Annotated in this window: 16 protein-coding genes, 2 tRNA genes and 1 pseudogene; 15 read left to right on the top strand and 4 right to left on the bottom strand. The window is 64.9% G+C overall.

Annotated features, from left to right (window positions below; all coding sequences use genetic code 11):
• The first annotated feature begins 6 nt into the window (after positions 1-6).
• Positions 7-2,940 carry an ATP-binding protein gene (locus ACWPWQ_RS01555; protein WP_454008843.1) on the top strand — a complete coding sequence of 978 codons (2,934 nt, stop codon included), beginning with the start codon at positions 7-9 and terminating at the stop codon, positions 2,938-2,940.
• A 1,120-nt stretch (positions 2,941-4,060) separates the two neighbouring features.
• Positions 4,061-4,992: pseudogene (locus tag ACWPWQ_RS01550) on the top strand (IS1595 family transposase).
• 107 nt (positions 4,993-5,099) lie between these two features.
• On the opposite strand, the gene ACWPWQ_RS01545 reads toward ACWPWQ_RS01550, so the two are convergent.
• Positions 5,100-5,300, bottom strand: a complete 201-nt coding sequence (locus ACWPWQ_RS01545; protein ID WP_025327782.1) for a YbfA family protein — start codon at positions 5,298-5,300, stop codon at positions 5,100-5,102.
• 214 nt (positions 5,301-5,514) lie between these two features.
• Here ACWPWQ_RS01545 and ACWPWQ_RS01540 point away from each other — a divergent pair, with 214 nt between their 5' ends.
• Positions 5,515-5,808: a hypothetical protein gene (locus tag ACWPWQ_RS01540; protein ID WP_454008842.1), complete on the top strand. Its 294-nt coding sequence runs from the start codon at positions 5,515-5,517 to the stop codon at positions 5,806-5,808.
• 75 nt (positions 5,809-5,883) lie between these two features.
• Here ACWPWQ_RS01540 and ACWPWQ_RS01535 read toward each other — a convergent pair.
• Both ACWPWQ_RS01535 and ACWPWQ_RS01530 read right to left on the bottom strand, forming a co-directional pair.
• Positions 5,884-5,957, bottom strand: a tRNA-Cys gene (locus ACWPWQ_RS01535).
• Between the two features lie 57 nt (positions 5,958-6,014).
• Positions 6,015-6,090: transfer RNA gene (locus tag ACWPWQ_RS01530), tRNA-Gly, on the bottom strand.
• Positions 6,091-6,338: 248 nt separating this feature from the next.
• On the opposite strand from ACWPWQ_RS01530, the gene ACWPWQ_RS01525 reads away from it, so the two are divergent.
• Positions 6,339-9,776, top strand: coding sequence for an ATP-binding protein (locus ACWPWQ_RS01525; protein WP_454008841.1), 3,438 nt, complete (start codon positions 6,339-6,341; stop codon positions 9,774-9,776).
• 300 nt (positions 9,777-10,076) lie between these two features.
• On the opposite strand, the gene ACWPWQ_RS01520 is transcribed toward ACWPWQ_RS01525, so the two are convergent.
• Positions 10,077-10,871 (bottom strand): SPOR domain-containing protein, encoded by a 795-nt coding sequence (locus ACWPWQ_RS01520; RefSeq protein WP_454008840.1) that lies wholly within the window; start codon positions 10,869-10,871, stop codon positions 10,077-10,079.
• 715 nt (positions 10,872-11,586) lie between these two features.
• On the opposite strand from ACWPWQ_RS01520, the gene ACWPWQ_RS01515 reads away from it, so the two are divergent.
• From ACWPWQ_RS01515 to ACWPWQ_RS01465, 11 genes are all read left to right on the top strand, one after another.
• Positions 11,587-13,890 (top strand): tetratricopeptide repeat protein, encoded by a 2,304-nt coding sequence (locus ACWPWQ_RS01515; RefSeq protein WP_454008839.1) that lies wholly within the window; start codon positions 11,587-11,589, stop codon positions 13,888-13,890.
• 262 nt (positions 13,891-14,152) lie between these two features.
• A complete protein-coding gene (locus ACWPWQ_RS01510) occupies positions 14,153-15,130 on the top strand; it encodes an AAA family ATPase (protein ID WP_454008838.1) in 978 nt (325 codons plus the stop codon).
• Positions 15,131-15,138: 8 nt separating this feature from the next.
• Positions 15,139-16,095: a DUF58 domain-containing protein gene (locus ACWPWQ_RS01505; RefSeq protein ID WP_454008837.1), complete on the top strand. Its 957-nt coding sequence runs from the start codon at positions 15,139-15,141 to the stop codon at positions 16,093-16,095.
• Positions 16,092-16,595, top strand: coding sequence for a DUF4381 domain-containing protein (locus ACWPWQ_RS01500; RefSeq protein ID WP_454008836.1), 504 nt, complete (start codon positions 16,092-16,094; stop codon positions 16,593-16,595). The genes ACWPWQ_RS01505 and ACWPWQ_RS01500 overlap by 4 nt, the downstream gene beginning before the upstream one ends.
• Positions 16,582-17,571 (top strand): vWA domain-containing protein, encoded by a 990-nt coding sequence (locus ACWPWQ_RS01495; protein WP_454008835.1) that lies wholly within the window; start codon positions 16,582-16,584, stop codon positions 17,569-17,571. Before ACWPWQ_RS01500 ends, ACWPWQ_RS01495 begins: the two co-directional genes overlap by 14 nt.
• On the top strand, positions 17,568-19,169 hold the full coding sequence (locus ACWPWQ_RS01490) for a VWA domain-containing protein (RefSeq protein ID WP_454008834.1): 1,602 nt from the start codon (positions 17,568-17,570) through the stop codon (positions 19,167-19,169). Before ACWPWQ_RS01495 ends, ACWPWQ_RS01490 begins: the two co-directional genes overlap by 4 nt.
• Entirely contained in the window at positions 19,166-20,527 is a 1,362-nt protein-coding gene (locus tag ACWPWQ_RS01485) for a hypothetical protein (protein WP_454008833.1), read from the top strand. The genes ACWPWQ_RS01490 and ACWPWQ_RS01485 overlap by 4 nt, the downstream gene beginning before the upstream one ends.
• The gene (locus ACWPWQ_RS01480) at positions 20,527-21,531 is read left to right on the top strand and encodes an HAD family hydrolase (protein WP_247626985.1); all 1,005 of its coding nucleotides are present in this window, start codon (positions 20,527-20,529) and stop codon (positions 21,529-21,531) included. The genes ACWPWQ_RS01485 and ACWPWQ_RS01480 overlap by 1 nt, the downstream gene beginning before the upstream one ends.
• 113 nt (positions 21,532-21,644) lie before the next feature.
• Positions 21,645-23,216 carry an arylsulfatase gene (locus ACWPWQ_RS01475; protein ID WP_404836912.1) on the top strand — a complete coding sequence of 524 codons (1,572 nt, stop codon included), beginning with the start codon at positions 21,645-21,647 and terminating at the stop codon, positions 23,214-23,216.
• Positions 23,217-23,299: 83 nt separating this feature from the next.
• Positions 23,300-24,055, top strand: coding sequence for a fused MFS/spermidine synthase (locus ACWPWQ_RS01470; protein WP_454008832.1), 756 nt, complete (start codon positions 23,300-23,302; stop codon positions 24,053-24,055).
• Positions 24,037-25,830, top strand: a complete 1,794-nt coding sequence (locus ACWPWQ_RS01465; RefSeq protein WP_454008831.1) for a spermidine synthase — start codon at positions 24,037-24,039, stop codon at positions 25,828-25,830. Before ACWPWQ_RS01470 ends, ACWPWQ_RS01465 begins: the two co-directional genes overlap by 19 nt.
• Positions 25,831-26,110: the final 280 nt, after the last annotated feature.

The raw sequence follows: 26,110 nt of genomic DNA, 5'->3' as shown, positions 1-26,110 counted from the left end.
GGCATGATGAACCTCTATCGATCACTGATCCTGCTCTGTCTGCTGTTCGGCCAGCCTGCGCTGGCCTTGACCCTGCACAGCCGTCACCATCCCGAGATAGTCCCTCCCCGCTGGTCCAAGGCCGAGCAGGGCTGGTTGCGGCAGGCCGGGCAGTTGCGGGTCGGCCTCCTCGCACAGGATTACCGCCCCTTCAGCATCATCGTCTCCCGGCACAGGTTCGAGGGGATCTCCGCCGATTACCTCGGCATCCTCGCCCATATGCTGCAAAAGCCCCTGTCACTGCAGCTCTTCGCCGACAAGGAGAGCGCCCTGCTCGCCCTGCGCCGGGGAGAACTCGATCTGGTCAACCTCGGCAACCTGACCCTGGCGGACACCGAGGCCTCCGGGATCCGGCTCAGCCAACCCTACTTCAGCAGCGCCCTGGTCTTCTCGGCCCCCAAAGCCTATCAGGGCCCCCTGCTCACCCCGGGCCAGCGCGTCGCCGCCGTAAAGGGCCAGATAGACGCGCAGCGGTTCAGGCTCTACTACCCCACCCTCACCCTGGTGACCCATGACTCCAACATGGAGGCCTTCGACGCCGTCTTCTTCGGCCGCCAGGAGATACTGCTCAGCGACGCCCACGCCATGCACTACCTCAACAGCGAGCGCTTCGACCACCTCAGGCAGCGCGGCGAGGCGCAGCCCAGCCTGGCTCCGGCCGACTTTCGCTTCGCAGTCTCCGCCCGCGTGCCGGCCCTGCTCGGCCTCATCAATCGCGGCCTGGACGCCATCGACGACGGGACCCGCAATGCCATCTTCAGCCAGTGGAACGGGCCCATACGTGACATGAACGACGGCGCGAGCGAGCGCTATGACGCCGCCGAGCTTGCCTGGATGCGCCAGTCTCCCCCCATCAAGGTGTGGCTGATGGACAACCTCTACCCCTATGGCGCCCTGGATCACGACGGCCAGCTCACCGGCATGACGGTCGACATGCTGGCCAAGGTGAGCAAGCGCACCGGCCTCTCCTTCGAGTTCATCCGCTTCGACTCCGACCGGCAGCGGGACAAGGCGATCCGCTCGGGGCGCCTCGATCTCATCGGTGCCATCTCCCGGCCCGTGGCCGAGCGCTATGGCTTGCGCCCCTCGGTCCCCTATGCCACGGACGACATCTACGTGATCCTCACCCATCAGGGGGAGGAGAGCATGGGCTCGCTGCAGGGTCTGGCGGGCAAGCGCGTGGGGATGACCCGCTACAACCCCCTCGCCGATGAGCTCAAGGGCAGCCGGCTCACCACCATGGAGAGCGCCGATGAGGCGATGCAGGCCGTCGAGGGGGGCAGACTGGATGCCGCCATAGTGCCGCTCTATTTTGCCCGCCACGCCCTGGACAACGATCCGCAAACCCGGTTGCGCATCGCGGGGCCCGCCGATGACGAGCCCATACGGATGGGCTTTGCCAGCCAGCCCGGCAACGCGATGCTGATGGGTATTCTCGACAAGACCCTGCTCGCCATCCCGCCCAACGAGCTGGCCATGACGAGCTACGAGTGGCGCAACCGCAAACTGCCAATGCCCGGCTTCATGGAGCGCCACGCCCACGTCTTCTACCTGCTGTTTGCTGTGCTCTTCGCCCTGGCCCTGGTGCTGCTCTATCGCAACCTCATGCTCAAGCGGCTGGCCCGCGCCGAGCAGGCCTCCCGCCAGCAGCTGGAGGCCCACGTGAGGTTCATCAAGGCGCTCGGGGAGAGCCAGCCCCACCCCATAGTGGTGCGGGACAAGAGCGGCAAGGTCTTGCTGTGCAACAGCAAATACCTGGCCCAGCTCGGTGCCCGCTCGGAGGACGTCATGGGGCACCCCTTCGTCCAGGGACTGGAGGGGCTCATCGAGCCCCGGAGCATCGCCGCCCTGGAGCAGGACTTTACAAAGGTGCTGCAGCATGGCCAGCCCGTCTTCGCCGATCGTATTTTCAACCGCGAAGGGAGGCAGACCCACATCTATCACTGGATGGTGCCCTACTTCGATGCCGAAGGGGCCATCAGCGGGGTGATCGACGGCTGGATCGACATCACGGACCGCAAGCGGCTGGAGGAGGCCCTGCGCCAGGCCAAGCTGCAGGCCGACAGCGCCAGCCGTGCCAAGAGCGACTTTCTCGCCACCATGAGTCACGAGATCCGCACCCCCATGAACGCCATCCTCGGCATGCTGGAGCTGGCCACCGAGGATCCCGCCCTCAGTCGTCACAGCGCCGAGCTGCTGCGCATCGCCGCGGACTCGGCCCACGGTCTGCTGGATCTGCTCGGGGATACCCTGGATATCGCCAGCATAGAGGCGGGCCAGATGACCCTGACCCCGACCCCCTGCGAGCTGACGCCGCTGCTGCTGTCGGTCACCCGGGTGTTCCATGGCATGGCCGGGCAAAAGGGGGTGGCCTATCGCGTCGAGCTGCCCGGCGCCCCCCTGCCGACCGTGCTGATCGATTCCCTTCGGCTGCGCCAGATCCTCTTCAACCTGATCGGCAACGCCATCAAGTTCACGGAGCAGGGGGAGGTGAGCATCAGCGCCGCCCTGACGGGAGACCCCCAGCAGGCCCCCGTGCTGCATCTGGTCATCGCAGACACCGGGGTCGGCATACCGGCGGACAAGCTGCCGCGGCTGTTCACCCCCTTCTACCGTGCGCACTCCCTCGAGCAGTACCCGGGCAGCGGCCTTGGCCTGAACCTGGCCCGCATCCTGTGCCAGCTGATGGGGGGAGAGATAGGCGTCGACAGTGCGCCAGGACGGGGGACTCAGCTCGAGATAAAACTGCCCCTGACCCTGGCCACCCCGGATCGCTCCCCAGGTGATGGCCCCCTCCCCGCGGGAGCCAGGGCCCCGCTGCGGATACTGGTGGTGGATACAACCATGCCAACCAGATCCTGCCGCTGCGCCAGCAGCTCAAGCACCTGGGACACGAGGTGAGCGTGCGCAGTATCGGGCTGGAGAAGCAGTGCGCCGTCGGCAGCCACTTGATCTCGTCATCACCGACTTGCCAGATGCCGGTGATGGATTTGCTTGAACTGACCCGCAACCTGCGGCCCGTGGCCATGAGCTGCCGGTCTGGGCTTTACCGCCCACGCCTTGCCCTGGAGCGGGAGCCTGCCTCGCTGCCGGCATGAACGACTGCCTGTTCAAACCCATAGGTTCTGCCCGCCTGCGCGGCGCTGGCCGAACTCGGCCGGGAGGGCAGGCGCCATTTCGCAAGAGAAGCAGTTGTCCGGCGGTGCGCGAGCACCGCCTTGCCTGGCAGACAGGGCTGCGTTTCGGCGGTGCCTGAACCAGAGCTGGCTCAGGCACGGCTGACGGTAACCGAAACAACTCCGGCTGGCATTGTGTACTAGACAGACAGCGGGGACTCCCCATTCGACAGCTGCTGGTCGAAATGGCTCGCCTGAATTCACTGCCTTGAATGGTCTGGGCGTGGATCATCATGTGTGCCCTGTCATAGGACCTGACCGAGAGCAGGCGCCCTGCAGGATCTCCGGTATCTCATTGACACTCCAGCACCGCAGTGTCGGCGTGTTCGCGCACAAAGATGGGCCCTGCCCGATAGGGAGAGTCGACGTCATGGTGCAGGCGATCAGCAGTACCCTCTTCCCCGGCATGGCATCCTGCAGGAAACCCGGCATTTGCAACCGGGTTCAGCATCGGCCGTCACCCATCTTGCGTTGAAGCTCCCGCTCCTCCTCGCTCATCGCCATGAAGCGTAGCAAACAGACCTTCTCTAACCCTGAATCCTGAAATCGGTGTTCATCGCACCCCCTCTGATCAAAGACACCATGTTAGCCATGGCGCAGCCCTATGCTGGCCATTTCCGGTCAGGCAATCCTATTTCTGCCACCGGGCTCTGCTGCGGTGCTTGGCGGCCCCTTCTGAGGTGTGAGTGAAGAGAGGCGAAGATGGATGAGATGGAAGCCCAGCGAGGGCCAGCGACCAGCTGCAAGGCGTGCTGTGGCTGTTCGATACCCATAAAAAAGGCGTTGTCCCAGCGGTGTGCTGAAAGGCTAACCTTGAAGCAAGCCATCACCTTGAGGCCTCCATCATGGATACCCAAGCCTTTCAGCATCTACTGTCTCTTCCCACAGCTCACCCTCCGCCAACGTCGCCTCGTGCAACATGAACTCACCACCCTCACCCCATCACCTCGTTGGCCACCCAACTCCTCGCTTGCCAATGTTGCCCTCACTGCCAGGCCGCCGCAGTTGGCTCTCAATGGAATAGGCTGCGCCGTTATCGCTGCAAGCAGTGTCTACGCACAAGCCTGTTCTCAAGACGCCGCTGGCCCGACTTCGCAAGGCACAATGCTGGGAAGACTACGCCCAGGCCCTTCATCGACGGCTTGACCGTCCGGCAGGCTGCGATTCGCTGTAGCCTGCAAAAACACTGCCTTCTTGTGGCGTCACTGCTTCCTGAACGCCATGGCGAGCCACCAAGCGGCCGGAAGAGGGGATTGTCGAGGTCGATGAAACCTCTTCCTGGAGTCGTTCAAAGGACAGCGCGGATTGCCCCGCTCGGCCCGTCATCGTGGCGGCAAAGGCCGCACCTGAGGCACAGGGCCGGATTACATCCCGGTGATGGTGGTGCAGGACAGAGCAGGTCATCTGGCTGACTTCCAGTTGGAGCAGCTAAATGCCAAAGCAGTCAGGGCAGCGTTGACGCCGCTTATCGCGCCGGATGCGGTACTGTGCAGTGATGGCGCCGGGTGTATGCTGTTTCAGCGAGGGCAAGGGATAACGCATCAGGTGGTGCAACCGCAGGGAGCGGGTGGTGGGTGCGTATCACATCCAGCATGTGAACGGGTACCAGGCGGTTGAAGGAGTGGATGGAGCGGTTCCATGGGGTAGCGACCTACCATCTGAGGAATTACCCGGGGCGGCGAAGATGTTAGAGCGCTATGGAAGGGAGTGGGTGACTATCCCACGTTGCCTGCATGAGGCGCTGGGGCGCCCCATGCAACACGTAATTGGGACATAGCCATAAAAAAACCGACACCAGTGGTGTCGGTTTTTTGTATCGGGAGGTGCGCCCTGCCTTCCTTTTGCGCCGACATGGGCTAGGCGAGGCAGGTCACGCGACGGGGATCAGTAGAAGATCCGCTCACCCCGTTCGCTCATCTTGAGCCACACCGGCTTGGTGCTGGTCTTGTTCCAGATCCGGTGCAGGTAGCTGTAGAAGCGGGCGCGATCGCGGCGAAACAGCATCACAGGGAAGGCGAGCAGACCCACCATCAGTACGAAGATGCGGCGAAGGATTATCTGAGTCAGGGAGAAGGGATGAAACATGATTTAACGCCTCACTGGTAAGACCACTGAGCAAAGATTACTCCACAATCTGTAGGATTACTACACCAACAAGCCCACTTTTTTATAAAAAAACCGCCTAAAAACCAGAAAGTGAAACTGGATTACATTATTTAACCAAAGAGTAACAAGGCTGGCAAAAACCACGCCTTGGGCAAGAGTTAGAACATGGGCAGGTAAATGGGGGGAGAAGCGCATGAAACTGGCAGACATTGCTGTCCTGAGCGTACTGGGTCTGCTCGCCTGGTCACAGTGGCAGGAGTGGCGGCTCAACCAGAACGACGCCATCACGCTGGCGTATCAGGGGGTGCCTGTCGTCAGCCTGTGGCAATGCGGTCAACTGAAGCAGAAGATGGCCGATCTGACCGACCACGCCGCCGAGCTGCAACTTCAGTATCGGGGGCAATCCCTCGACGAGATAAGTCACTATCTGCAAAGAGAGTGGCGCCATCAGAGCTGCGAGCTGTTATTGACCCAGCAAGGATATTGAACGCAAGGGGATATGCCGAAGGAGGTTCTTGGGATGAAACCTGGCATGGAACAAGAATGAAACCGAGGAAGAAGATGGAGGCACGTTCCGGAGTCGAACCGGACTAAACGGATTTGCAATCCGCTGCATAACCGCTTTGCTAACGCGCCATGCTGACAAGACTGATTGTCTTGAAAGTGAGTTCCATCGTTGGTGCGATGGAAAATTGGAGCGGGAAACGAGACTCGAACTCGCGACCCCGACCTTGGCAAGGTCGTGCTCTACCAACTGAGCTATTCCCGCCTGACTGCATGATGCCAGTTGCCTGACAACGAGGCGCATTATACGTACCCCGAGCCCGGGCACAACCCTTTTTTATGACTTTGAGCGCTTTTTGGGAGCGTTTGCTCAGGCTTTAAACGCCTTGGTCGAAATTCCCGCCATTCCCTGTGACCCGACGAGCGAATTTAAGATAAAGCCATTGAAATAGTTAGTCTTTAGTCAGAAACTCAAGCCGCTTAGTAACTGGATTCTCAATTGAAATTCACACCATGAAATGGATTTTCAGGCCTCGTGGGCTCAGACCGCAGCTGATGCTGGCTTTCTTCATGTGGGGCCTGGTGCCTTTCCTGGTCGTCACCCTGTTTTTCCTCTACAGCCACGGCAAGGATCTCACCACCCAGACGTCCAACCATCTGGTGTCGGTGCGCAACATCAAGAAGAGCCAGCTGGAAGACTACTTCGGCAACCTCAAGGAGCAGATCATCAACTTCTCCCAGCAGGACTTTGCCGGCAACAGTATCGGTCGCTTCTACGGTTTCACCGGGGCCTTCGAAAAGCTCGGCACCACGCCGCAGGAGGCCCGCGCCCGCGCCCAGGCCCGCTATGTGCCCGGCTCCTGGGACAAGCTGCAACAGCCGGACAGCCAGGTGGACATAGAGCCGTCCATCAGCGCTCTGATCCTCGCTGACGAGATGTATGGCCGGGTGCACCAGCGCTTTCACCGCGGCTACGCCGACATGGTGCGCAAGTCCAACTACAGCGACATCTTCCTGGTGGATCTCAACGGTGACGTTGTCTATTCGGTCACCAAGCACGCCAACTTCGCCACCAACCTGCTCTCCGGCCCCTATCAGGCCAGCGGTCTTGGCAACACCTTCGCCAAGATCAAGCGCCGCCTCGACGGCGGCCAGAAGCCCCAGCAGATCTTCGAGTTCACCGACTTTGGCCGCAACGAGCTGACCGGCCAGGTGGTCGCCTATCTGGCCGCCCCCGTGATGCAGTACGACTATGTGCGCGGCGTGGTGATCTTCGAGCTGCTGCCGGACAAGCTCAACCAGATCATGGCGGAGCGGGAGGGGCTCGGCGAGACCGGCGAGACCATCCTCATAGGCCCGGACAAGCGGATGCGCGCCAACGCCTGGCTGGCCCCCGAATTCAGTGTGGAGAACAGCTTCAGCCCCAACTTCCGGCCGCTGCAGACCCCCCTCGTCATCAAGGCCCTCTCCGGGGAGCAGGGGGTCGGCCCCTTCCTCTCCTATCACGACGACGAGGTGCTGGCCGCCTACACCCAGGTCAAGGTGTTCGACACCGAGTGGGCCTTCATCGCCGAGATCTCCACCAGCGAGGCCTATGCCCCCATACGCCAGCTGGAAACCCTGGTGATCCTGCTGGGGGCGGGCTCATTGCTGCTGCTGATCCTCTTCTCCCGCTGGCTCTCCCACTCCATCACGGCGCCGCTGCGCTCCCTCACCGCCGCCGCCGAGCAGGTGGCGGATGGCGCCCTGGAGCACCCCATCACCATACCGCGCACCGACGACGACATAGACCGGCTGGCCCAGGCGTTCCGCCACATGCAGCGCTCGGTGAAGGACAAGATAGAGCTCATCGAACGCCAGACCCAGGAGCTGCAGCAGCAGGTCAAGCTGACCCACAAGCAGAACCTCAGCCTGCAACAGGCAGACAAGCTCAAAGACGAGCTCCTGGCCAACACCTCCCACGAGCTGCGCACCCCCATCCACGGCATCAAGGGGATGGCCGAGTCCATGCTCGCCAGCCAGCAGGATCTGACCGAGGGGCAGCAGAAGCAGCTCGGCCTCATCATCAAGAGCGCCGACGGCCTGGCCCGGCTGGTGGACGATCTGCTCGACTACCACCAGATGCGCTACGGCCAGCTGGAGATCCACCCCCAGCCCGTCTCCTCCAAGGGGGTGATCCGGCTGGTGCTGGATCTCTGCCAGCACCTGGTGCAGGCCAAGCCCCTCACCCTGGTGGACATAAGCCCGGCGGAGCTGCCTCCGGTGCTGGCGGACGAACAGCGCCTCGAGCAGGTGCTCTACAACCTGGTGGGCAACGCCATCAAGTACACCCCCCAGGGCAAGGTGGTGCTGAGCGCCCAGGTGGAGGGCAACTTCCTGCGCATCAGGGTGACAGACACCGGCATCGGCATCGCCAAAGATCATCTGGAGCACATCTTCGAACCCCTGGTGCAGATGAGCCCGGAAGTGAGCAAGCAGGGGGCCGGCCTTGGCCTCTCCATCACCCGCCAGCTGGTGCACCTGATGGGGGGCGAGCTGTTCGTCGAGAGCGAGCCGAGCGTCGGCTCCACCTTCGCCTTCACCCTGCCGCTGGCCAGCGGCAAGGCGGGCAGCCTGACGCTCGACAGCCGCCAGATGGAGCATCAGCTGATGCGCCAGCAGCCCCTCATACTGCCGGACTGGGAGAGCGACGATCTGCCCCCGCCCCCACCTGGCGCGCCCCTCATCCTGGTGGTGGATGACGAGCCCATCAACCTGCATATCCTCCGCCACCTGCTGCAACCCTGCGGCTACCGCATACTACCGAGCAGCGACGGCCACGACGCCCTGGCCAAGCTGGCCCAGGAGCCGGTGGACCTCATCCTGCTGGACGTGATGATGCCGACCCTGTCGGGCTTCGACGTCTGCCGCCGCCTGCGCCAGCAGCATCCCAAGGACAAGCTGCCGGTGTTGCTGCTCACCGCCCTCAACCAGCCCAAGGAGATCGAAGAGGGCTTCAACGCCGGGGCCAACGACTATCTGGTGAAACCCTTCTGCAAGGAGGAGCTGTTTGCCCGGGTCAGGGCCCTGCTGGAGGCCAGCGCCGGCCGCGCCTCCCTGGTGGAGAATCACCTGCTGAAACAGGAGATAGAGCACCGCCTGCGGCTGCAGGCCCAGCTGCATCAGGACCAGGAGCGGCTGCTTGCGCTGCTCGGGGAAGGGGCCGACCCCATGGTCTTCATTGACGAGCAAGGGGTGGTGCTGTTTGCCTCCCGGGCCCTGGCCCGCCTGCTGGGCCAGGAGCCGGAAGCCATGGAGGGGCTGCCGCTGGACGAGTGGCTGGCGACCCCGCTGGCGAGCCAGTGGCCCGACATGGCGGCGCGGCCGGAGCAGGATCTGAGCTTCCTGGTGGCGGGCCAGAAGGACGGGCTCAATGCCAGGGCCCTGCCCATCAGCCTGGGGGGTCAGCACGCCTTCGCCCTCACCCTCAGCACCGAGCAGCGCCAGGACGACAACAGGGTGATGGCCCTGGAGAACGCCCTCAAGAGCCTGTCGCGCCAGGCCATCATCGAAGATGGCCAGTTGCTGGGAGAGCTGAGCAGGCTGGGAGGGGAGTTCAGATCGCTGGCGGACAACCTCATTCGCCAGCAGGATGACGAGCCCCTGCGACGGGCCCTGGTGGACACCATGCGCCTCACCCTGGAGACCTGGCAGCAGAGCACCGGCAAGGGCAAGATAGTGCTGGCTGAGAAGAGCAAGCTGTGGCGCGTCTACATGGACAGATCCAGCCCCCAGACCCGCACCCTCGACAAATACCTGAGCCTGGACACCCTGCCCAAGGCGCCGCGCTGGAAGACGGTGGTGGCCAGCGCCGAATACGTGCTCAAGCAGTGCCCCTTGAGCGAAGTGCAGCAGCAGAGCCTGCACCAGAGCACCCAGCTGCTGCGCCAGCTCGCCAGCCGCAAGGGCTGAGGTTCTGCTGCGATCTCGGGTGGCCTCTCTTCCGTTGACGAATGAGCCCGAGATATCGAGCAGATGACATGCCAAAAACACCACACCCGCGAATGACGCGGGTGTGGTGTTTTAGAGGTTGTGCCATTGGGGCTAAGGGGCTGCTCCGGCGGTGCGACTCAGCAAGCGGTCCGGCACATCCCGAACGAGGGCATACAGCCTACCCCATGTCAGCCAACGCTCACCTCCCCCCAAGGGCGCCGGTAGCCCAACGCCCAGGGGATAGGCCTGTTCACTCAGGCCTATCCCCTGTCACCCGGCTTATGGCTTCAATTCTCTATTCACCTGGGCGAAGGATTTGGGCCAGGGCTGTGCCTTCCGCAGAGCTGGCGACAGCTGGCGAATGGCTGCCTGCGCCTGGCTCAGGCCGACATAATCCCCTTTCAGCACCACGTACCAGGGACTGCCATGGTAGTTGGTGCGATAGATCCACACCTGGTCGGCGAGCCGATTGACACGCACAAACTGCTCTACGGCATCCAGACTGCTCGCTCCCATCAGCTGGATGCTGAGGTGGTTGATGTTCTTCTGGTGCAGGACGCTGGCGGGCGTCAGGTTGACCTTGCCGGATGCCTTGCCTTGCGGCTCAGGCACGGTGGCTGGTTTAGACTGCGATTTCGCTGCCGGCTTGGACACAGGCTCCGGGGCAGGCGTGGACACGGGCTCGGGGATTGCGGCAGGCTCGACCTCAACCAGAGGCGCCGAGGGGGCAGGTATTGGCGGCTCAGGCTGCACGACGTCTTCGGCCACGATCGGCAGGGCGCCGCTGGCCTGCATACCCAGCATGGGGGTCAGCTTGCCGGCCGCACCGTCGACCTGCCGTTCGATCGACTCGGGAGCAGAAGGCAGGAACCCGGTCTCAGCCGGCGGGATCAACGTCGCTGCGGCGCCACTGACCTGATCCGTAGCGGCCTCCCCCACCTCGGGCTCGTCCTGCCGAGCCGTGGGGCTCACATAGCTCAACATCAGCAAGCAGAGGGCGCCTGCCACCAGACCTATTCCTATCTGGCGAATGAGGGAAGCGGGGTTGCACTTGCGCAGATGGCCTTCGGTCATATGTCCTCCTGGACGGCATGAGAATGAGGGGCGCCGGTGCGGCAGAAAAGGTCGTGGACCGGCATGGGGGCGGCCGCTCGGCGCGGCAGAAAATGGGTGTAGTCCGTGAGAGCAGGCCCGGATCAGGATGTCACCCCATCTCGCCGTTCCTCAGCGCCTTGGCGGGCTTGAAGAGAAACGGGCAGGGCTCGGCCTGCAGCCACCTCGCTTGCCATTCGTTGCCTCCCATCGACGCCGAGCACCATACCGGAGTCGCGCTGAACTTGGCCTGAATCCTCCCCCCATCCGGGGGCCTTGGCCCTGTCCAGGGGCTTGTTTCCTCTGGCATTTACCCCAGACACACTCCTCTGCTCCATGCGTCTTGAGAAGACGCCAGCGACCCGTTTCGGGGCCAAGAGATCGGCAGACTCGATGCCCTGCAAGCTGACGGCAAAAGGCCGCCAGCAGCCTCTTCGCCACGATCTCGTCACCGCCTGCGTTGACGAGAGCACGACCAGGTTTCCATTTAGCGCTTGATGGTCCTGGCGCTTAGTGATAGTTAAATAACCAGAAAAATCAGTCATGTCGGACACATGACCACGCCAGCGACCTCGATGCCGAGCGGCAGGGGAGCACCATCCCGGACACAGGCAAGCAGCCAGATCCGGGGTGATACAGGATCAAGGAGCGATCAGTGAGGGAGAGGCGTTATCAGGGCGGGTTGCCGCGCAGGGTCATGACAGTCTTGTTATCCGCCCTCTGGGGGGGGATCTGGTGTATCGCCACCCTGGCCCATGCCGTAGCGGAGCCGACCAGCCCAGGTCAGCTCCCTGGGCTGGCCGCCGAGGCCGAGGGTTATGCCGCCGAGGCGAGCTGCCTCGGTTGTCACGACAGCCAGGTGGCCCAGTGGAAGGGGTCCGACCATGCCTGGGCCATGCGCCACGCCACCCCTGACAACGTGCTGGGGGATTTCAACGACGCCCATTTCGACGAGGCTGGCGTCAAGGCCCGCTTCTTTCGCAAGGGAGAGGACTATTTCGTCAATCTCGAGGGGGAAGACGGCAAGCCGGTAGACGTCAAGATCCTCTACACCTTCGGCCATGATCCGCTGCAGCAATACCTGGTCGCCCTCTCCCGCGGCCGCCTGCAGGCCCTGACCCTGGCCTGGGACAGCCGTCCGAAAGGGGAAGGCGGGCAGCGCTGGTTCTCCCTCTATCCCGGTCAGCGCTTTGCCACCAGCGATCCCCTGCACTGGACCGGGCGTTATCAGAACTGGAACGCCATGTGCGCGGATTGCCACTCCACCGCCCTCGACAAGGGCTACGACGACAAGAACGACAGCTTCACCACCACCTGGCACGAGCAGACCGTCGGTTGCCAGGCCTGTCACGGCCCGAGCCAGAGCCATGTGATCTGGGCCAATCAGCACAAGGCGGGCGGCAGCGCCAAGGCACCGGATGATCACTATGGTCTCGGCGTCGACACCAGAGCGCTCGACAGCAAGGGGCAGGTGGAGCAGTGCGCCTTCTGCCACAGCCGGCGTCAAGGGCTGGGGACCGGTCAGCAGCCGGGTCATCCGCAGCTGGATCAGAGCCTGCCCACCACGCTGCGGGCCTCTCTCTATCATGCCGATGGCCAGATAGATGGCGAGGTTTACGAGTTTGACTCCTTCGTGCAGAGCAAGATGTTCGCCGCCGGGGTGGGCTGCACCGATTGCCACAACCCCCACACCACCAAGGTCAAGCTGGAGGGCAACGGCCTCTGCCTCCAGTGCCACAATCCCCAGCCCCCGACCAGCCGCTTCCCGAGCCTGCAGGCCAGGGAGTACGACAGCAAGGCCCACCATCACCATGAGCCGGGCAGCGCCGGGGCACAGTGCGTCAACTGCCACATGCCGACCAAGACCTACATGGTGGTCGACCCGCGCCGTGACCACAGCCTGCGCATCCCGCGCCCGGATCTCGCGGCCAGGACCGGCAGCCCGGATGCCTGTACCGCTTGTCATCAGGACAAGGAGCCCGCCTGGGCGGCCAAGGCCATCGACACCTGGTATGGCAAGCCCAAACGGCCCCCCCACTACGGGGAGAGCTTCCACGCCGTGCAAAGCGGCCAGGGCTCTCCCCTTGACCTGCTCTCCCCCTTGCTGGCGGACAAGAGCAAGCCCGCCATAGTGCGGGCCACCGCGGCCGAGCAGCTGGCCGACCTCGGCTTGCTTGCCATCCCTGAGCTGCGTCTCGCCCTCAAGGACGACAGTGCACTGGTACGGGCCTATGCCGTCTCCGGCTTTGCCACTACGCCTCCCATGGCGCGACTAGACGACCTCCTGCCCTTACTGCGGGACCCGACCCTGGCGGTGCGGGACGAGGCCATCAGGGCTCTCGCCGACATACCGCCGGAGCGCTTGCCCGAGGCCGAGCGGGCAGGATTCCAGCGCCAGCTTGCCGACTATGAGCAGCGCCTGCGTGGCAATGCGGATCTGCCGGGCGGGCGCCTCAATCTGGCGGTGCTGCTCGCGCGCCAGGGGCGCCAGCAGGAGACGATGGACGAGTATCGCCAGGCCCTGCGGATGGATCCCTACTTCGTGCCAGCCCGGGTCAACCTGGTGACCCTCGCCAGCGCAGCCCAGCAGCTGGATGAGGCGGAAACCCTGCTGCGCGGCGGCGTCGCCCTGGACAAGATGCCCATCGCCGACCATGGCAATCTCGCCTACATGCTGGCGCTGCTGCTGGTGGAGCGGGGCAAGACCGAAGAGGCGGTCGACTGGCTGGACAAGGCCGCCGCCGAACTGCCTGGCAACGTGCGGATCCGCTACAACCAGGGTCTGCTGCTCTCCCAGCTGAACCGGCGCGAGGAGGCGCTGGCCGCCCTGCGGGCGGGGCTGGCGCAGGCGCCGGACGATCCCGACTTGCTCTACACCCTGATCTACCTCCATGCCATTGCCGGTGAACAGGAGGAAGCCTTCGGATACGTCAAGCGGATGCGCAAGGCCGCCCCGCAGGATCCCAGGCTGCTGGCCATCGAACCCTACTGGACCAAATGATCCTCGGAATGGGGAGCATTCATACCCCATTCTGCGCCTGCCTGGCGACCTGGCCTGGCGCGAACCAGGCGTCTGCGTCAGCACTCGGCGTCACAAATGGGTAATTGAGAAACAGTAATGTTCTCACTACGATAGCGCCGAGATGCTGTGTTATGGTTGTTCAGTTGTTAACAAAAAGCTTGTTAGTCTGGATCTGACGGCTCATCGCGCCGCCCCATGGGGATGCCGTCGATGAGCGAACCTCACTCTGCCAAGGAATGGAATGGTGACGACACGCGAACAGATTGCCCAGCTGGAGGCCAATGTCGCCGAGCTGGTATTCGGCCAGGCCGATACCATACGCCACGTGCTGCTTGGGCTCCTGGCCAACGGCCATGTGTTGCTGGAGAGCCTGCCCGGGCTCGCCAAGACCCGCACCGTCAAGGCACTGGCGACCCACCTCGATGCGCAGATGAGCCGCATCCAGTTCACCCCGGATCTGCTGCCCTCCGACATCACAGGGGGCGAAATCCTCCAGCAGACCCCCAGCGGCAACCGGATCAGCTTCCAGCAGGGCCCCTTGTTTGGCAACGTCATCCTGGCCGACGAGATCAACCGCGCCCCCGCCAAGGTGCAGGCCGCCCTGCTCGAAGCCATGGAGGAGCGCCAGATCACGGTGGCGGGGCAGAGCTACCCCATGCCTTCTCTGTTTATGGTGCTGGCCACCCAGAACCCCATAGAGCAGGAGGGCACCTATCCGCTGCCGGAAGCCCAGATGGATCGCTTCCTGATGAAGCTGCAACTGGACTACCCGAAGGTGGAGGACGAGATCCGCATCCTGCGCCTGATCCGGGGCGAGGATCGGCAGCAGGCGGGGGAACATCCCCAACCGAGCCACCTGCCTCAGGAGGTCATCTTCGCGGCGAGGCGCGAGGTGGCGGCCATCCATGTCTCCGAGGCCATCGACACCTACCTGATGGCCCTCATCAATGCCACTCGCCACCCGGCCGAGGTGGATGTCGATCTCGCCCGCTGGATCGCCATCGGCGCCAGCCCGCGGGGCGGGATCAGCCTGGACAGGGTCGCCCGGGCGCAAGCCTGGCTGTCAGGGCGCGACTTCGTCTCGCCCGATGACGTTCGCGCCGTGGTGCACCCGGTGCTGCGCCACCGGCTGCAGCTCTCCTACGATGCCATCGCCGACGGGGTCAATGGGGATGATGTCATCGACCGGCTGCTCGACAAGGTGGCCATTCCGGCCTAAGGAGCACCATGACAGCAGAGACGGACCTGCGCTCGCCAGATGGCTTCGTATATGCCTCCCTTCCCCAGCTTATGGCGCTGGAGCACCACAGCCGCGGGCTCAGCTTCCTCTCCCGCCAGCCCCTGTCGAGCATTCTCTCGGGCGCCCATGCCTCCCGCCTGCGGGGGCGTGGCCTGAGCTTCGACGAACTTCGCAACTACACCCCCGGGGATGACCTTCGTCACCTGGACGCTCGCGCCACCCTGCGTTACGGCAAACCCTTCGTGCGCACCTTTACCGAGGAGCGCGACCGCCCGACCCTGCTGCTGGTGGATCAGCGGATGAACATGTATTTCGGCTCCCGCCACTGCTTCAAGTCGGTGGCGGCGGCCCAGCTGGCCTCCCTCTGCGCCTGGATGGCGTTTCATGCCGGCGACAGGGTCGGTGGCCTGGTCTTTGGCGATGAGACGCTGGAGCATATCCGCCCCCAGCGCAGCCGCGCCCGCATCGAAGCTCTGTGCGCCGCCGTGATCCGGGCCAATCACGCCCTCCATGCCGCCCTGCCGGAGACCGGCCAGCCGGACAGGCTAGACACGGTATTGCGCCACTGCCTCGCCAGTGCCGGCCACGACCACCTCATCTGCATCATCAGCGACTTCGCCGGTGCCAGCGATCAGACCTTGCAGCTGCTGCGCCAGCTCAGCGCCCACAACGACGTGATCGCCATGCAGGTCTATGACCCCATCGCCCTGCAATTCCCCGACAAGGGCAGGATCACCATCACCCAGGGCTCGGTGCAACGGGAGCTGCAGGTGGACAAGCGCCAGGTGCACGGGCCGCTCGGCGACTTCCTCTCCGGTCGCCTGCGGGACGTGGCCGAGCTGCTGCGCCGCAGTCGGGTGCCCCTGATGATGTTCAGCACGGGGGAGGAGGTGCTGGGGCAATTGCGCCTGGCGCTCGGCCGCCTGACCGGGAGCGCGCGATGACGGCCCAGGTCCCCGACATAGCCCAGCTCAGGGAGCTGGCCATTCCCACGCCCCCGGTCAGCTATCTGCCCCAGACCTGGGGCTGGCTGCTGTTGCTGCTGATCGTCCTCTCCCTGTTCCTGCTCTGGGGAGGGCGCCGCTGGTGGCAATGGCGGCGCGATCGCTACCGCCGGGAGGCGCAGGCACGGCTAGAGGCGCTGCGTCTTTCCCTCGCCGATCCCCAATCCCGTCTGGCGGCACTGCGGGCACTGCCCACCCTGCTCAAGCGGGTGGCGATCTCCATGCCCGGCGGCGAGGGCGCCCGGCCGCTCGGTGGCGACGCCTGGATGGCATTCCTGGCCCGCAGCGCCCCCTTCCCCCTGCCCACCCATTTTGCCGAGGATCTGTTCACCCTGGCCTATGCCCCGTCCAGCCGGGTGCTGGACATCCCCCACGGCCGCATCGATGAGATCTTCCAGCTCAGCCGACGCTGGATAGGAGAGCATCATGTGGCAGTTTGACGCCCCCTGGGCACTGCTCCTGCTGCCCCTGCCCTGGCTGGCCTACCGCTATCTGCCCCCCTATCGCGCCGCCCGCAGTGCCCTGCGCGTGCCCTTCTTCGCCGCCATGGATCAGGCCCTGGGCCAGTCTCCCCGCACCCTGGGCGGGGGGCGCTGGCAGCTTGGCCTCAACCTGCTGGTCTGGGCGCTGCTGGTGACGGCCTGCGCCCGCCCCGTGCTGATCGAGCCCCCCATTCGCCATGACAGCCCCACCCGCGACATCATGCTGGCCATCGACATCTCCCAGTCCATGGAGACCCGGGATTACACCACTCCGGATGGCCGCCAGAGCGATCGCCTGAGCGCGGTGAAGGGGGCGGTGCAGGACTTCATCCAGCGCCGCAAGGAGGATCGCCTCGGCCTCATCGTCTTTGGCACCGGCGCCTACCCCCAGGCGCCGCTGACCCTGGATCACGCCAGCCTGCAACTGCTGCTCGATGAGGTCGGCATCGGCATGGCGGGCCCCAATACGGCGCTCGGGGACGCCATTGGTCTGGCCATCAAGCTGCTGGAGAAGACCCGGGAGAGAGAGAAGGTGCTGATCCTGCTGACGGACGGCAATGACACCGGCAGCGCCATCACCCCGGCCCACGCCGCCCAACTGGCCCGTGACCGGGGGATCAGGGTGCACACCATTGGCATAGGCGATCCGGCGGCCAGCGGCGATGCCAGGGTCGACTTGCAGGTGCTGATGGAGATCGCCAACACCACGGGCGGGCGTTTCTTCAGGGCCGACGATCGCCAGGCGCTGCACGCTGTCTATGCCGCCCTGGACGAGCTGACCCCCCATAGGGTGAAGACCTTCAGCCACCAGCCCAAGCGCGACCTGTTCTGGTGGCCGTTGGGGGCCAGTCTGCTGTTGCTGCTGGTGTGCCACCTCCTGGCCGCCCTGCTCGGCAGGCGCGCGCCCCCCTCCCGTATCGAGGAGGAGTCATGACGATCGATCTGGCGGCCTTCCATTTCCTGCGCCCCCTCTGGCTGCTGCTGATGGTGCCGGGGATAGTGCTGCCGCTGCTCTGGCTGCGTCGCCACGACATCAAGCGGCAGCTGCGCGGCATCATAGCCCCCCATCTGGTGGCATCCCTGGTCATCACCCCGGCCAGGGAGCGCACCCTGCACCCTATACACCTGCTGGCCAGCCTACTGGTACTGGGGGGGCTGGCCGCCGCCGGCCCCACCTGGCAACAAGATATCCCCGATTTCCTCGACGATCGGGCCCCGCTCATCCTCGCCGTGGATCTCTCCGCCTCCATGGATGCCGATGACGTACCGCCGACCCGGCTCGCCGCCATCCGACACAAGCTGCACGACCTCGTCCAGCGCCGGGCCGGTGCCCGCACCGCCCTCATCGCCTATGCCGGCAGCGCACACCTGGTGTTGCCCGCGACCGAGGATCCCGCCCTGCTCGACACCTTTATCCAGGCGCTGGCCACCGATCTGATGCCCAGTCCCGGCAAGGACGTGCTGGGGGTGATCGATGAGGCCCAGCGCTTGCTGGCCGCCGAGCACTCCCCCGGCACCCTGGTCCTGCTGACCGACGGCGCCGACCCCAGCCAGTTTGATGCCATCCGTAAGCGCCTCGCGGGCAGTCAGCTTCAGGTGCTGGTCCTGGCGGTGGGCAGCCAGGATGGCACCCTGATCCGCGATGCGAAGGGTCAACCCCGCACAGGGCCTGACGGCCGCCCTCTGGTGAGCCGCTTCGACGAGGCCGCCCTCAAGGGGCTGGCCAGCGCCGCCAATGCCCCCCTGGGCAGCCTGACCCTAGGCGATGACGATCTCGACTGGATTGGGCTGCACGCCCAGCAGCATTTTCAGGCCGCCCAGGGAGATGATCAGCAGATCCACTGGCAGGATGCCGGTTACTGGCTGTGCTGGCCCCTGGCACTGATCGCCCTGTGCTGCGTGCGCCGGGGCTGGCAGGTGCACTGGCTGGGGGGCGTGTTGCTGATGCTGCTCCTGGGCGCAGCCCCGGCGCCGACGCACGCCAACGCCCTGGCCGACGCTTTCTTCACCCCGGATCAACAGGGCCGCTGGGCCTTCGAGCAGGGCCACTACCCCGAGGCGGCGGCCCATTTCAAGGATCCCTACTGGAAAGGGCTCTCGGCCTACCTGGCCGCCGACTTCGATCTCGCCCAGGCCAGCCTGGCCCGGCTGGACACGGCCAATGCCTACTTCTACCTCGGCAACACCTATGTGAAGCTGTTCAAGTTCCCGGAGGCGATCCTCGCCTATCAGCAGGCCCTGAAGCAGCAACCCGACTTCCCCGAGGCCAAGGCCAACCTGGCGTTGGCCCGGGCGCTCCAGCAGGATCACGAGGATCAGCAGGAGGCCGGCACGCCGGATGAGAAGGCCGACCAGACCCTGGAGGACCAGACCCCATCCAAGGGCGGCAAGGCGCAACAGCAGCAGACCCCCCAGGCCAGCTCGGATCAGCTCTGGCTCGACAACCTCAGCACCTCGCCGGCCCAGTTCCTCAGGCGCAAGTTCCTGCTGCAGGATGCAGCCAGCGAGCGCACGCCGGAGCCTGCCCCATGAGAGCCCTGCTGCTCATCCTGCTGCTCGGCCTCGGCGCCCTTGCCCAGGCAGCCGAGCCCGAGGTCCGCATTCAGAGCAGGCTGGTGCCCGCCGACGGCGTGAGCGTGGGCGGCACCCTCAATCTGGAGGTGGATCTGCTGGTGGACACCTGGTTTACCGCCGCCCCCGTGCTGGCGCCCCTCCAGCTGGCGGGGGCCGTGGTTGCCCCTCCCAGCAGCGAAGCCAGCCATCTGACCGAGCAGATCGATGGCAAGACCTTCTTTGGCATGAGGTTCACCTACCGCATCACCCCTCAGCTTGCCCAGACATTCGAGATCCCCCCCCTGCAGTTTCAGGTTCAGCCCGGGCAGGGCACGGGGCCGGTCAGCCTCAGCAGCCCGCCCCTGAGCTTCCAGGCCAGGGCCCTGCCTCATGGGGGCAAGACACCCCAGCTGGTCGCCAACGAGGTGCGCTTCACCCAGCAGATCCAGCGCTCTCACACCCCGCTGCGGGTGGGTGACAGCGTGCAGCGTCAGCTGCGCATCGAAGCGGAGGGTGCCCAGGCCATGTTGCTGCCGGTGCCGCACTTCGCGGCGGTGAAGGGGCTCAGGCGTTATGTGCAGACCCCCAGTGTCATGGCCATGGACGACGGCCGCGGGACCACCACGGGGGGCGTGCGCGAGGACAAGGTCAGCTATGTGATAGAGCAGAGCGGCCACTTCACCCTGCCCCCCATCCGGCTCATCTGGTGGGATGCAGGCAGTGGCCAGTCCCAGGAGCTGACGATCCCCGAGATCGCCCTGAGCGCGGCAGCTGGCACCTATCAGGCCCCCTTCTCCATCAGCGAGGATCTGCACGCCCTGGGGCAGCAGGCCCGCATCACCCTGGCCGGTAAGGGAGTGCTGCTCGCTGGCCTGGGGCTGATGGCGGTCGCCCTCCTCTGGCTGGTGCGGCCCCGGCTGCAAGCCTTGTGGCACCGCCTCCAGCGGTGGCGGGCAAGCCGCCGGCTCGCCTGGCTCGACTCCCCCGACTACGCACTGCGCCTCGCACGCACCCAGTTGCGGCAGCAACCCGCCGAGCTGGGCGGACTCTATCTCTGGGTGAGGCGGCGCAGCGGGCTGCTGGCCATTGCCCCCTTGCTGAAGAGCGGCCCGACGAGTCGCCTCCACCCTGTGCTAGCCTTCTTCAGACTCAACTACGGCCTTGACAACAAGCCCTCGGGAGAGGACGCCACCACCGCCCTCGCCGAGCAGATCGTGCCGGCCCTCGAAGGGGCCATGATGGAAGCAACCGATCGCCGATCCCGGCCCCATGCCTTGCAACCACTGCATCCTGGGCTGGATGAACCGGATCATCGTCGTCATACAAGGAGGTCATAATGCGTCATCCCCCCATGCTGTCGTTCATGCGCTGGTGTGCCTTGCTGCTGCTCGTACTGCCCTTGCTGGCACGGGCCGCCGATCCGCTCCCCTCCTGGCAGGATGGCCCCTCACGCCAGGCCATCGAGGCCTTCGTCACCGCGGTGACGACGGAAGGGGGCAAGGATTATGTGGCCCCCGCCGAGCGGATCGCCGTGTTCGACAATGACGGCACCCTGTGGAGCGAACAGCCCGCCTATTTCCAGGTGCTGTTTGCCCTGTCCGAGCTCAAGCGGATGGCGCCTGAGCACCCGGAGTGGAAACAACAACAGCCCTTCAAGGCCGCCCTGGAGGGGGATCAGCAGACCCTGGCCAAGAGCGGCATGGCGGGCCTGCTCCAGATAGTGCTCGCCACCCACAGCGGCATGAGCTCGGCGCAGTTCATCCAGAATGCCCGGCATTGGCTCGACACCGCCCGTCACCCCACCACGGGGCGCCGTTTCACCGAGATGGTGTTCCAGCCCATGCTGGAGCTGCTCGATTACCTGCGGGCCAACGGCTTCAAGACCTACATAGTGTCGGGGGGCGAGGTGGTCTTCATGCGCGCCTTCGCCGAGCAGGTGTACGGCATCCCCCCCGAGCAGGTGATAGGCACCACCCTCGGCAGCCGCTTCGAGGAGAAGGCGGGTCGCCTCAGCATCCAGCGTCTGCCCAAGCTGGTGCACAACGACGATGGCGTCGGCAAGCCGGAGAGCATAGACCGCATCATAGGTCGCCGCCCCCTCTTCGCCTTTGGCAACTCGGATGGCGACCTGCAGATGCTGCAATGGACCATGGCGGGGGCAGGCAAGCGCTTCGCCGGTCTGGTGCATCACACCGATGCCAAACGGGAATGGGCCTATGACAGGAACAGCAAGGTTGGGCGTCTGGACAAGGCGTTGAGTGCAGCGAACAGGGGTAACTGGACCGTCGTGGACATGGCCAGAGAGTGGCGCCGTGTCTATCCGTTCGAGTCGCCCAGGTAGAGTAAGTGCAAGTAGAGAAGGACCGCAGGATGTCTCGGGATGACGCACCGTCATCAGCTTTCCGGCACTCGCCGTCGCGGACAAGGACTGTAGCGTGATACGGAGAAACAACTATGACATTTGCAAGAAAATGGGTGCCCGGGCTGGCACTGTCCATTGCGACGGCCCTGGGGGCCTCGGCCGCCATGGCGGCCGACAAGCCCAACATCCTGGTGATCTTCGGTGACGACGTTGGCCAGACCAACATCAGCGCCTATGGCAAGGGGGTCGTCGGTTATCAGACTCCCAACATCGACCGCATCGCCAAGGAAGGCATGATGTTCACCGACTATTACGCGGAGAACAGCTGCACGGCGGGACGCTCGACCTTCATCACGGGACAGACCATATTGCGAACCGGCCTGTCCAAGGTGGGCATGCCCGGCGTGCCTGTCGGCTTGCAGGCCCGTGATGTCACCATAGCCCAGGCCCTCAAGTCCCACGGCTACGCCACCGGCCAGTTCGGCAAGAACCACCTGGGGGATCGTGACGAGTACCTGCCGACGGCCCATGGCTTCGACGAGTTCTTCGGCAACCTCTACCACCTCAATGCCGAAGAAGAGCCCGAGCGCCCCTTCTGGCCCAAGGATGATACCGAGTTCACCAAGGCCGCGACACCGCGCGGGGTCATCCACTCCACCGCGGACGGCAAGATCGAGGACACGGGGCCGCTCAACAGCAAGCGCATGGAGACCATAGACGACGAAACCACCCAGGCCGCCATCAACTTCATGGAGAAACAGGTCAAGGCCGACAAGCCCTTCTTCGTCTGGATGAACACCACCCGCATGCACGCCTTTACCCATGTTCGCCCATCCATGCAGGGCCAGAGCGGCATGCCGGGCAACGACTATGCCGACGGCATGCTCGAGCACGATGGCCATGTGGGCAAGATCCTCAAGGCGGTGGACGACCTGAAGATCGCGGACAACACCATAGTGGTCTATTCCACCGACAACGGGCCCAATCAATGGTCCTGGCCGGATGCGGCCACCACGCCGTTCCGCAACGAGAAGAACTCCAACTGGGAAGGGGCCTACCGGGTACCTGCCATGGTCCGCTGGCCGGGCCACATCAAGCCGGATGTCATCTCTACCGAGATGTTCTCCGGTCTTGACTGGTTCCCGACTCTGCTGGCCGCTGTGGGTGACACCGACATCAAGGAGAGACTGCTCAAGGGCACCGATCTCGGTGGCAAGAACTTCAAGGTGCACCTCGACGGTTACAACCAGCTCGATTTGCTGACCGGCAAGGCCGACAAGGGGGCTCGCAAGGAGTTCTACTACTTCAACGATGATGCCGAGCTGGTAGGCATGCGTTTCGACAACTGGAAGATCGTCTGGTGCGAACAGCGTGCGCCGGGTGGCCTGCAGGTCTGGAGCGAGCCCTTCACCTGCCTGCGCGTGCCCAAGCTGTTCAACCTGCGCATGGATCCGTACGAGCGGGCTGACATCGTCTCCGATCAGTACTATGACTGGCTGACCAAGAACGACTACCTGCTGTTCCAGGGCACCCAGAAGGCGGCGAAGTTCCTGCAGACCTTCGTGGACTACCCGCCCAGCCAGCGTCCTGCCAGCTTCAGCATCGACCAGATCCGGGCCGACGTGGACAAGAAAATAGAAGAAAAAATGAACCAAAAACAATAAGTATTGTGCCAGGTGCCCGCCCCGGCGGGCACCTTTTCTCTCTTCTGTTCGTGCGGATAGTCCCGCCCGATAAGGCTAATTCGATGTCCAAAGCCGCCCATTCCCCCGTTGCCAACCGCCGTGACAAGGTGGAGGCTCCCTGCCGTCAACGGGCCTCTTTGAAGATGCTGCTTCCCGCCGCTCTCCTGTTCGCCTCCGGCGGCGCGGCCCTGATTTACCAGGTACTCTGGGTCAAACAACTCTCTCTGGTGGTGGGGGTGGAGGTCTATGCCGTCACCACCGGCATCAGTGCCTTTTTTGCCGGCCTTGCCCTCGGTGGTCTCTATTTCGGTCGCAGAGCCGACCGGCTGCAGGATCCGGTGCGCCTCTACGCCTGGCTCGAGCTGGCCGTGGCGCTGCTCGGCGTTGGAGCCACCTTGGCCCTCTCCCACCTGGCCGAGCCGTTCGCTCGCCTGGAAGCGAGTCTGGGCCTGCTCGCCTGGGTGCTGCCCTTCGTGCTGGTCGGCCTGCCCGCCGTGCTGATGGGGGGCACCCTGCCGGTCCTGGTGCGTGCCCTGACCCCTGCCAGTGACAGGGTGGCGAGCGCCGGGGGCAGCCTCTATGCGGCCAACACCGCAGGGGCCATCCTCGGCACCCTGCTGACCGCCTTCCTGCTGCTGCCCCGGCTCGGTGTCCATGGCAGCGCCTTCGCCGCCGCCACCCTGAATCTGCTGGCCGCCCTCGGCGCCTGGCTCTGGTGTCGCAAGGCGCGCACGCCCCTCCCCGTCGCCCCGCCCCAGGACAGCCCCTCGCCCCGGGCCAGAGTCGCGGTCGCCCTCTATTGCGTGGCCGGGGCATAGCCCTCGGCTACGAGGTGGTCTGGAGCCAGTCCATAGTGCAGTTCATGAGCACCCGCACCTTTGCGTTCGCCGTGGTTCTGGCCACCTATCTCACCGGCCTGATGCTCGGCAGCGCGCTCTATGCGAGGCGAGCCGAGCGCATCCAGAACCCCTGGGGCCTGTTTGGCCTGCTGATCACCGCGGCCGGCCTGCTGGCGCTGTTGCAGGTGGCCGGCCTCGGTCGCTGGCTCGTGATGGCCCAATCCCAGATGGAGCTCTGGACCCTGCAAGTGACCGGCAACGAGCTGGCCGGCATGTGTGCCCGCTTCCTCACCGTGGCCCTCTCCACCGTCTTCCTCCCCACCACCCTGCTCGGTGCCGCCTTTCCACTGGCCCTGCGGCTGGCGGCCACCAGCTCGCGGATAGGCCGGGACGTGGGCACCCTGGTGGCCCTCAACACCCTGGGGGGCATCGCCGGGGTCGCCCTGACCGGCTTCCTGCTCATCCCGAGCCTTGGCCTGGTGCGCACCCTGGCACTCCTGGCCGTGCTGGCGGCCCTGCTTGGCTGCATTGCGACCTGGCAGAGCCCGGCTCCTCGCCGCTACCTGGCCGGAGCCACATTGGCCATGACGCTGATGACGATCCTCCTCGGCGCGCTTACGCCACCACAGCGGCTGGCCGAGCTGTTGCCCGGGGCCAGAAACGGGCACCTTGCCTATTACCATGAGGGCAAGGGGGGCACTGTGGCCGTCGTCACCCAGGGACAGGGGGATCGCCGCTTCCAGCGTCTCTACATTCAGGGGGTCTCGAACACCGGGGATGCCATGCCCTCGCTGCGCTACATGCGGCTGCAAGCCCTGCTGCCGCTGCTGATCCACGGCCAGCAGCCGGATTCGGCCCTGGTCATCGGGTTTGGCACCGGCATCACGGCCGGCGCCATGCTGCGCGACCCCGGCCTGACCCGCCCCGTGGTGGCCGAGCTGCTGCCTGAGGTGCTGGAGGCCGCCCCCCTCTTCAAGGGCAACTACGATGCCGTCCATGATCCACGCCTCGACATCAGGCTGCGGGACGGGCGACGGGAGCTGCTGCGCAGCGACGAGCAGTACGATCTCATCACCCTGGAGCCGCCACCCCCCTCGGCGGCCGGGGTGGTGAACCTCTACTCCCGTGACTTCTATCAGCTGGCCGCCCGGCGCCTGCATCGGGGAGGCATGGTGGCCCAATGGTTGCCGCTGCCCACCCAGAACAGCGAGGAGAGTCGCTCCCTGGTGCGCAGCTTCGTGGAGGTTTTTCCTCACGCCACCCTGTGGACGACCGAGTTTCACGAGATGCTGTTGATAGGATCCCTCGACCCGCTGGTGCTGGATGTCCCCCGGATAAGGGCGCGCTTCGCCGAGCCCGGGGTGGCCGCGGCCCTGACCGAAGTCGGCATAGACACACCCGCCGCCCTGCTGGCCACCTGGGTCACGGACAGGGATGGCTTGCTGCGCTTTGCCGGTGACGCCCTGCCGGTCACCGATGACTGGCCACGCATCGAATACGCCCCCTGGGTCAGGCGCAACGAGATCACCCGGGTGCTGCCCGAACTGCTGGCGCTGCGCTCACCGCCCCCGCTACAGCAGGCGGATGCGGCCTTCAAGGGAGAGGTCGAGCGCCAGTGGCAGTCGCTGGATCACTTCTACTCGGTGGCCTTCTATGCCTATCAGGGAGACAGGGACGCCTGGGCGCGCGGGGTCGGCCAGATGACCCCAGAGGAGCGGGCCAACCCCTACTACCGCTGGTTTATCGGCCACTGACCCCCAGGCCAGTCCGTCGGGCTGGCCTGCTCTGGAGACAGCCCTGCCTGACCCTGTGCGGCCCGATCAGGGCGCCGGGTCAGCCTCGCTTTTTGTGGTGGTGACGGCACGACAACCCCCGCCATGGCGCAGCCTGGAGGGTCGCTGCAGCCGCGTAGCGCGCCATAGCCAACGTTTCTTTGATACGGACGGTTCAACCGGCCGATCGAGGCCACACTTTGGCTGCGATGGGGGTTGCCCTGAGACTGGCCAACAAGCAGCAGGTGCTTGACGTGCGCAC

This window comes from Aeromonas sp. Marseille-Q7275 (assembly GCF_965119515.1).
The sequence above is the reverse complement of the archived record's forward strand: the minus strand, read 5'-3'. Positions and strand labels throughout refer to the sequence as shown.